Source organism: Inquilinus limosus MP06, from assembly GCF_000767795.1.
Lineage (GTDB): Bacteria > Pseudomonadota > Alphaproteobacteria > DSM-16000 > Inquilinaceae > Inquilinus > Inquilinus limosus_E.
In genome coordinates, this window is sequence record NZ_JANX01001166.1 from 1 (window position 1) to 408 (window position 408).

1 pseudogene is annotated in these 408 nt (G+C 70.3%); it reads right to left on the reverse strand.

Annotated features, from left to right (window positions below):
• A pseudogene (locus tag P409_RS35800) lies at positions 1 to 408 on the reverse strand (hypothetical protein); the annotation flags it as partial.

The following is a 408-nucleotide window of genomic DNA, read 5'->3' on the forward strand; positions in this document are numbered from 1 at the left end:
ATGCGACCGGCCGCCACGTTGGTGATGGTCCGCTCGGCTCCAGCCGCGCCGACGCTGACCGTCGAGGTCGGGGTGGCGCCGGCGAAGGTGTAGGTGGTGCCGGCGATCTTGGTGCTGGCGGTGCCGACCACAGCCGCCGTGGTGCTGCCCAAGCCGAGGGCGACATCGCCCGCATTGGCTCCGGCGGTGGCGCCGTGACCGATGGCGACGCCGTCCTGCACCGAGGCCACCGCCTCCGGCCCGGCCGCCGTGCTGTCCGTCCCGGTCGCCTGGCTGTCCGCCAGGGTCGAGTTGGCGTGGAAGTACTTGATGCCCTTGCCGTTGTTGATGTTGGTGACCTCGTTCGCGACGGTCTCGATCGCCTGGTTCGAGGCGAAGAGCTGCGAGCCGTTCACCGCATCGGTGAGT